This is a genomic window from Kitasatospora sp. NPDC085895, assembly GCF_040702125.1.
Taxonomy (GTDB): Bacteria; Actinomycetota; Actinomycetes; order Streptomycetales; family Streptomycetaceae; genus Kitasatospora; species Kitasatospora arboriphila.
This window is the reverse complement of the sequence record NZ_JBFBJY010000172.1, coordinates 1-6,356: the sequence shown is the minus strand read 5'-3', so window position 1 is coordinate 6,356 and position 6,356 is coordinate 1. Positions and strand designations below refer to the sequence as shown.

Here is a 6,356-nt window from a genome sequence, read left to right as displayed (position 1 = left end):
CGCCTCGATCGACAACCTCACCAAGCGCATAACGGACGAGACCACACCAACCTGGCGAGGGACTTACTAGGGCATAAAGGGCAATCCGTCCACATAAAATGCCCTCTGAGAGCCAGTGGGTGCCGCCCGGTGTCCACGTGTCACAACCGGTCCGATCACGGCTCAGCCGGAGGCCGGGTCCAGGAGACTGTGAAGGCCGGTCGAAGGCCGTGGGGTCCTGGTCCTGACGTCCCGTCCATCGGCGGGAGCGCCGGGCTACGGCCTGGGAGTCCGTCGGCGCCGGACTGCCCAGGCGAGCGCCCCGAGGGCGAACCCGTACACCGACACCAGCCCGTGGCCGTTGTCCTGGGCCAGCCACATCGCGAGGCCGAGCACCGGGACGCCGACCGCTAGGGCGATTTCCTTCGGGAGTCGGGTGCGGGTGAGCAGGGCGAGGGCGAGGGTGGCGCCGAGGAAGTAGGTGGCACCGGAGCTGCCTGCGAAGTTGCGCGGATCGTTGCTGGGGCCGTCGGCGAGGCCGAGCGCGGTGTCGAGGCGGCTGGGCAGCACGATGCCGGCCAGGAAGAAAGCGGGGACCATCCGGCCGCCCCAGTGCCATTCGGCGAGTGCGGCGACGGCGGCAAGGGTGAGGAGGTTCCACAGGCCGCCGAAGAGGCCGCCGTTCTGCATGAATACCGAGGTGAACTCGCGCCACCAGCCGGACTTGGCCGGGTCGGCGTCGAGCGCGTCCATCGCCCCGGGCCAGGCCAGTTGGAGCAGGACGCCCCCGACGGCGAGCGCGGTCAGGCCGACCGCCGCCCACGGGAGCGGACGATCGCGCAGCGTGTCCCGGCCGACCACGCCGAGTCCGCAGTTGATCATCATGACCATCAGCGCGGCTGTGGTCACGTTGAAGACGATCGCCCCCATTGCCCGTTCTCCCCCGATCACGGCGTTTTCCAACGCCGTTGGAAAATCTGTCGGCGCCAAGCTAGCACGGCTTTCGAACAGCGTTGGAAGAGGGCTGTACGGTGGGCGGGTGAAGCTCACCAGGGAGCGCATCGTCGACGCGGGGATGGCCGTCTTCGCCGAGGTCGGCTATCACCACCTGTCCATGCGTCAGGTCGCCGACCGACTGGACACCCACGCGGGGAGCCTCTACTACCACGTCCGCGGCAAGGACGAACTGCTCGCCCTGATGGCCGACCGGATCTGCCGCCGGGCGTACGACGCTGGCACCGAGGCCCTCGCCGCACTCCCGTCCACCGCCGGCTGGCCGGACCGCATCCACGCCCAGGCCGCCGGCCTGCGCCGGAGCATCGGAGAGCATCCCGGCGGCGCCCGGCTCCTCGCCGAGAGCCCCGGCATGCTGAGCACCGGCGCACTCGCGCTGATGGAACGCCTGCTCGCCACCCTGGGCGACGCCGGCCTGCCCGCCGAGGACGGCGCCGTCGCCGCCGACACCCTCCTCAGCCACGTCACCGGCTTCGTCCTCCAAGAGCAGAACCAACCCACCGCTCCCCCGCCCGTCACCGCCGAACTCCACGCCGACCTGTGCGAGCGCTTCCCCCTGCTCATGGGCCCCACGTTCCCCCGCCTGAGCCAGGACGAGAAGTTCACCCGGAGCGTCCGCCTGCTCTGCGCCGGCTTCGCGACCCTCGCCCGGCCGTCGGCGCCCGGCACCTGAACCACGCGCGGGGCGCACAACGTGCGGCCCGTGGACCCCACCCTCACGGGGGTGGCCATGCACAAACGAACAGCCGTCCTGTCCGGCATCCACAAAGTTCTGCCCGGCTCTGGAGGCCATCCTCAACGCCCCCAGCAAGACCGAGCAGGGCCGGCAGGCCCGCATGAACCCGGACCAGCTCCGGGTCCTGCGTAACCTCGTCAGCCGCTCCTTCGCCGTCCTCGCCGCACCCGACGGGGAAGGCCACCTCGACCCCGACGACGAGGACAAGGTCCACCTCACCCAAGACGTCACCAACGAACTCCTCGTCGTCCTGGCCATCGCCGCCACCGGCACCATGGAGCACCACGTCGTCGACCTCGGCAACGGCGCAGCGACCATCATGGACGCCGACGCCGCGAACGATCCCCAAGCCGTCCAGGAGATGCGCGACCGAGCCACGAAGCAGCTCCGGGTACGGAAATTGACCGAGCGTCGGAAGCGAGCTCGGGAACGAGTCGCCGGTCAGGCGGCGACGGCGGCCGTGCTCACGCCCAGGAGCTCCTCCAGCCGGGCGACGCTCTGCGCCTCGGCCGGCGGCAAGTTCATTGGGTGGTCGTCGACGAAGACGTACGCCTCCCCGGGCAGACCCATGCGCTCCAGCACGATCCGGTAGATCGCCGGGTCCGGCTTGGCCACCCGCTCCCGCTCCGAGATCACCGCAACGTCGAACAGCTCCCACACCCCGGCCGCCGCATACGGGTCGTACGGGGCCAGACCGAAGGAGTTCGACAACAGCGCCACCGTGTAGCCGGCCGCCCGCGCCGCCTTCGCCAGCCGAATCATCCCCGCGGCCGGGCGCACCCCGGCCCAGACCCGGCCCATCAGATTCTCCGCCTCCACCCCCAGGATCGCCGCCGTGCCGACGTTCCACTCCGCCTGCCCGATCGCCCCGCACTCGAGCGCCGCATACAGCCGACGGCCCTCCGGGTGGTGGTTCAGCGCGCTGCGCCACGCCTCCGCCTCCAGGCCCTGCTGCACGCACCACTGCCGGTGCGCCTCCAGCACCCCCGTGGTCAGCACACCCGCGAAGTCCAGGATCAGCCCCGGTACGCCGTCCCCGGCCCGGTCCCACCCGCCACGCCACGCCCCTCTCGTTGCCCCCCGCTCCAGACCGTACCCGCAGCCGACACTCCGATCTGCGGCTGCGCCGCAAGCGCTACGCCACTGGGACTGTTCCCCGTGTGTCGTCGCTGTGGTCGCCGTCCGAACCTGCAATCACAGGCGCCGAGGTGGGAGTGTCAAATCAACGGCTCTGGCCCGTAATCGGTGGTAACTAGGGGTGACCGGCATCGTTGGCATGGTGTGCGCGATGTCAACGAGCTTGTGAGTGTGGTGTTTTCAGGGTTGTCGGCGCTGGTGGTCGAGGGCGTGACGGGCGAGTGCGGTGTGATCCGGGTGACCGCGCGGACCCGGGAGGATCCGGTGCCGTGTCCCGTGTGCGGCACGCCGACGGGGCGGGTGCACGGCTTTCACCATCGGACGGTGGCGGACGTGCCGGTGGACGGCCGGCGGGTCGTCGTCTCGGCGAGGCTGCGGCGGCTGGTGTGCCCGGTGCTCGGCTGCTCGCGGCAGACGTTCCGTGAGCAGGTTTCCGGCGTCGTGGAGCGCTACCAGCGCCGCACGACTCGCCTGGCCGACCAGCTCGGATCCGTGGTGAAGGAGTTATCGGGCCGGGCGGGCGCCCGCCTCTGTCGTGTCCTGGCCTGTTGCATCTCTCGCTCGACCGCCCTGCGCGTGCTCCTGCGCCAGGCATTGCCGCCACCGCGTGTCCCGCGGGTGCTCGGCGTCGACGACTTCGCCCTCAAGCGCCGGCACCGCTACGCGACCGTACTCATCGACGCCGAGACCGGCGAGCGGATCGACGTCCTGCCCGACCGCACCACCCAGACGCTGGTCGCGTGGCTGCGCGAGCACCCGGGGATCGAGTACGTCTGCCGCGACGGCTCCGGCTCCTACGGCGAGGCGATCCGCCAGGCACTTCCCGAAGCGGTGCAGGTCAGCGACAGATGGCATCTCTGGTCGAACCTGTGCGGCAAGGTCCTGGCCGAGGTCCGCTCCCACGCCAACTGCTGGGCCACCGTCGTGAACCCCGCCCAGCCCCGGAGCGTGCGCGAGCAGACCACCCGCGAGCGCTGGCAGCAGGTCCACGCCCTGCTCGACCAGGGCGTTGGCCTGCTCGAATGCGCCCGCCGCCTCGACGTCGCACTGAACACCGTCAAGCGATACGCCCGCATGAAGGAGCCCACCGGCGATCGCCGCGCACCCCGCTACAAGCCCACCCTGGTCGATCCCTACCGCGACCACCTGCGCCGACGTCGGGCCGAGGAACCCGCCGTGCCCGTCACCCACCTCCCGCGCGAGATCACGGAACTCGGCTACACCGGCAGCGCCAACCTCCTGGTCCGCTACCTCACCCAGGGCCGCGCCGAGGGCGACAAACCCGTCACCACCCCGCAGCGCTTCGCCCGCCTCCTCCTCACCCGCCCGGAGAACCTGCGCGACAAGGACACCGCACTACTGCGGGAACTCACCGCGGCATGCCCGGAGATAACCGAACTCGCTCGCCTGACCCACGAGTTCGCGCAACTGCTGACGCCGATAGAGGGCAACGACACCAAGCTCACCGACTGGATCACGTCAGTCCGCGCCGTCGACCTGCCCCACCTGCACTCCTTCAGCAACGGCCTGGAGCTCGACCGGGCCGCCGTCAACGCCGGACTCACCCTCCCGTTCCACAACGGCCGCACCGAGGGAGTCAACACGCGAACCAAACGGATCATGCGCCAGATGCACGGCCGAGCCGGGTTCCCCCTGCTCCGCCACCGCATCCATACCTTTCTACGTGGGTCCGTTCGGGTCATTCGTAAGATCTGGACACCCAGGGGCGTCTGGTATGGCTTTCACCGCATTGCCGCTGTCGTGGTTCAGGAGGATTGGCCGCCGACGCCCCGCGACGACTCGGCCGCTGATTGGGATGCGCGAAATAAATCGCTTGTATGGACGCGTCGGCGAGGTCGTCTGCTGGGACTGTAAGCACGTGCGTCGATGGAGGAGGACCTGGTGCCCGAACTGTGGGCCGGGACGGATGCGGGCAAGGCCGAGCACCACTGCACGGTGATCGACACCGACGGGAACAAGCTCCTCTCCCGTCGCGTGCCGAACAACGAGCCTGAACTGCTGGAACTGCTCTGCGATGTGCTGGAGTTGGCCGATGGCGGCCCCGTCACGTGGGCGGTCGACCTCAGCTCCGGCGGAGCCGCGCTCTGGATCGCGATCCTGGTCAGCCATGGACAGAAGCTGCTGTATATCCCGGGCCGGACCGTGCACCATGCATCGGCCGCCTACCGGGGCAGCGGGAAGACGGACGCGAAGGACGCCTTCGTCATTGCCGACACCGCCCGCATGCGCCGTGACCTGCAGCCGCTGACCGAGACCAACGGCATCGCGGTGGACCTGCGGATCCTGACCGCTCGACGCATCGACCTGTCGGCAGACCGCACACGTGCGATCAACCGGCTCCGTGCCCAGCTGCTGGAGTACTTTCCCGCCCTGGAACGGGCCTTCGACTACAGCACCTCCAAGACCGCGCTCATCCTGCTGACCGGCTACCAGACCCCCGCCATGCTGCGGCGCATCGGCCGAACGCGACTGACGGCATGGCTGAGGAACCACGGCGTGCGCACCGTCGCCATCGCCACGAGCGCCGCCCAGGCCGCGGTGACCGCCGCCGAGGCCCAGCACACCGCCGTCCCAGGAGAGAAGACCGCCGCGAAGATGGTCCACACCCTGTCCAGGGAGGTGATGGCCCTCGATGAGGAAATCGACCAGCTCAACACCCTCATCGAGGACCGGTTTCGCGAGCACCCCGACGCCGAGGTGATCACCAGCATGCCCGGCATCGGAGACATGCTCGGCGCCGAGTTCATCGCCGCCACCGGCGGCGACATGTCTGCCTTCGGCAGTCCCGACCGGCTCGCCGGTGTCGCCGGCCTTGCTCCCGTCCCCCGCGACTCGGGCAAGGTCAGCGGCAACCTCCAACGCCCGCGGCGCTACAGTCGGCGCCTACTGCGAATGTTCTACCTCTCCGCCCAGGTCGCCGCCATCCGCTGCCCCGAATCCCAACGCTTCTACCAGCGCAAACGCACCGAGGGGAAGTCCCACAAGCAAGCCGTGCTGGCTCTGGCCCGGCGCCGCCTCAACGTGCTCTGGGCCCTCATACGCGACCACCGCACCTTCGAAGCAAGCATGGGCCAGCCGGCTACTACAGCAGCATGAAGCCATTACTCGACGTCACCGCCCTGGCTTGACAGCATCATTGGGAATCCTCCTCCGGTGACCACTACACAGCGCTACCACCGATTACGGGCCAGAGCCGTTGATCAGACACTCCCCACCTTCGAAGCAAGCATGGGCCAGCCGGCTACTGCAGCAGCATGAAGCCATTACTCGACGTCACCGCCCTGGCTTGACAGCATCATTGGGAATCCTCCTCCAGTGACCACCACAGAGCGCTACCACCGATTACGGGACAGAGTAGTCCGGGGTCTTGAGGCCCCACCCTGACGGGCCGAAAATCTGGGTGGGGCCGTCCAGTTGACGTCGATATCGGCTTGGCGCCTTCGAGCCCGCGACAGAGTAGGACGGTGGG

At 69.2% G+C, this 6,356-nt stretch carries 5 protein-coding genes and 1 pseudogene; 3 read left to right on the top strand and 3 right to left on the bottom strand.

Going from position 1 to position 6,356, the window contains the following annotated elements; genetic code table 11:
- Positions 1 to 255: 255 nt before the first annotated feature.
- The gene (locus AB0442_RS41485) at positions 256 to 909 is read right to left on the bottom strand and encodes a hypothetical protein (RefSeq protein ID WP_095877587.1); all 654 of its coding nucleotides are present in this window, start codon (positions 907 to 909) and stop codon (positions 256 to 258) included.
- 109 nt (positions 910 to 1,018) lie between these two features.
- On the opposite strand from AB0442_RS41485, the gene AB0442_RS41480 reads away from it, so the two are divergent.
- Entirely contained in the window at positions 1,019 to 1,666 is a 648-nt protein-coding gene (locus tag AB0442_RS41480) for a TetR/AcrR family transcriptional regulator (protein WP_366168702.1), read from the top strand.
- 43 nt (positions 1,667 to 1,709) lie between these two features.
- Here AB0442_RS41480 and AB0442_RS41475 read toward each other — a convergent pair whose 3' ends face one another.
- Positions 1,710 to 2,078, bottom strand: coding sequence for a hypothetical protein (locus AB0442_RS41475; protein ID WP_366168701.1), 369 nt, complete (start codon positions 2,076 to 2,078; stop codon positions 1,710 to 1,712).
- A 92-nt stretch (positions 2,079 to 2,170) separates the two neighbouring features.
- Positions 2,171 to 2,749, bottom strand: a complete 579-nt coding sequence (locus AB0442_RS41470) for an HAD-IA family hydrolase (protein ID WP_366168703.1) — start codon at positions 2,747 to 2,749, stop codon at positions 2,171 to 2,173.
- Between the two features lie 291 nt (positions 2,750 to 3,040).
- Between AB0442_RS41470 and AB0442_RS41465 the strand changes: the two are divergent.
- Positions 3,041 to 4,537 (top strand): annotated as a pseudogene (locus tag AB0442_RS41465) (ISL3 family transposase); the annotation flags it as partial.
- A gap of 216 nt (positions 4,538 to 4,753) precedes the next feature.
- On the top strand, positions 4,754 to 5,983 hold the full coding sequence (locus AB0442_RS41460; RefSeq protein ID WP_366168700.1) for an IS110 family transposase: 1,230 nt from the start codon (positions 4,754 to 4,756) through the stop codon (positions 5,981 to 5,983).
- The last annotated feature ends 373 nt before the right edge of the window (positions 5,984 to 6,356 follow it).